Source organism: Protofrankia sp. CiT1 (assembly GCF_917627335.1).
Classification (GTDB): domain Bacteria; phylum Actinomycetota; class Actinomycetes; order Frankiales; family Frankiaceae; genus Protofrankia.
In genome coordinates this window covers 1,653-2,953 of sequence record NZ_CAKJTP010000297.1, presented here as the reverse complement: position 1 = coordinate 2,953, position 1,301 = coordinate 1,653, and the positions used below count along the sequence as shown (strand labels likewise).

Sequence of the window (1,301 nt, the reverse complement as noted above, 5' to 3'; positions counted from 1 at the left end):
AGGTGTCGTCACGGTGGCGGCCACGAGCGGATGCTCCTGCGCGCCGCTCGGCCAGTTCACTCCCCAGGAGATGCTCTGACCCGGGCGTCACCGGGGCCGACCTATAATGATCAGATGCCTAGGCGACGGCCGCACGCACCATCCACGCACAGAACCGTCCGCTACCGCACCGCGGACCCGTTCCGCCGGCATGCCAACCACATACGGTTCCTCCAGCGGCAGGCCCGGAAGGCTGCCAGCGGTGGCGGAAGACGCGGCGGGGGTGGCAAGGGCCGGAAAGGGCACATCCCCTGGAACAAGGGCCGGCACTACCACCAGAAGCATCCGTCAGGAAAACCACCCTGGAGTAAAGGGCGGCATTTTCATCAGAAACACCCATCGGGAAAACCGCCGTGGAACAAGGGTCGGCATTACCGCCAGAGGCATCCGTCCGGTAAAACCCCCTGGAACAAGGGGCAGCGCTACCATCAGAAACACCCGTCGCACAAGCCGGCGTGGAACCGGGGGCGGCACTACCACCAGAAACATCCCTCCGGGAGGCGGCCGTGGAACGCGGGCAAATCCGGATACCACATCCGCCACCACCGGTAGGCAGCTGGCATGCTGGCATGCATGAGAGCCAGCAAAACGCCACGATGGCAGGGAATTACTGGGCTGACCACGGAGCAGCAGCTCCGCGCCTACGCGCTGGACCTGGCCAGGGCTGACGCGGCCCTCGCCGATCCAATGGTTATACGCCCCACCCCCATAGACCTCGCCCGGCCCGACAACAGCACCGTGTGGGACGACATTGTCACCGGCGCGTCCCAGTACTACCAGTGGATCAGCACCGGCGAGTCGGCCAGCACATGACCGGCTACCAGGCGCTACTCGCACTGGCGGCCGTGGCGCGGCTGACCCGGCTGGTGACCGTGGACCGGATGCCCGTCGGATGGCTACGGACCCGCATCGTCCGAGCCGGCAGCAGCCCCCGCCGCATGCGCCATGAGGAGCTCCCCGGCGTCGGACGGGTCGACCACCTGCCGTGGTGGGCGGAGATCTGGACATGCCCCTGGTGCGTGTCGATCTGGATCGGAGCCGGATATGTCGCCCTGTGCTGGGCATACCCGGCCGTCACGATGTGGACGTCCACAGTCCTAGCGGCATCGCTGGCCGCAGGGATCGTTGCCGAACAAACGTCCCCCTGACCGGCCATTGCTCGCAGCAGGTGACATCCTGTCCCTGTGGCCATGCGATTCCGGCGATCCCCCCAGCAGCAGCGAGCAAGCCGTGTTCTGACTGCATCCGGAGTGCGACTAGAC

Annotated in this window: 2 protein-coding genes; both read left to right on the top strand. The window is 66.4% G+C overall.

What is annotated here, in order from left to right; all coding sequences use genetic code 11:
• Positions 1 to 612: 612 nt before the first annotated feature.
• Complete coding sequence (locus MJ785_RS21805) at positions 613 to 852, top strand: hypothetical protein (protein ID WP_239382741.1); 240 nt, start codon at positions 613 to 615, stop codon at positions 850 to 852.
• Positions 849 to 1,187: a DUF1360 domain-containing protein gene (locus MJ785_RS21800; protein ID WP_239382739.1), complete on the top strand. Its 339-nt coding sequence runs from the start codon at positions 849 to 851 to the stop codon at positions 1,185 to 1,187. Before MJ785_RS21805 ends, MJ785_RS21800 begins: the two co-directional genes overlap by 4 nt.
• The last annotated feature ends 114 nt before the right edge of the window (positions 1,188 to 1,301 follow it).

Excerpts from the sequence above, each read along its gene's own strand:
- MJ785_RS21805 (WP_239382741.1), top strand. The coding sequence starts at position 613 with ATGAGAGCCAGCAAAACGCCACGATGGCAGGGAATTACTGGGCTGACC.
- MJ785_RS21800 (WP_239382739.1), top strand. The coding sequence starts at position 849 with ATGACCGGCTACCAGGCGCTACTCGCACTGGCGGCCGTGGCGCGGCTG.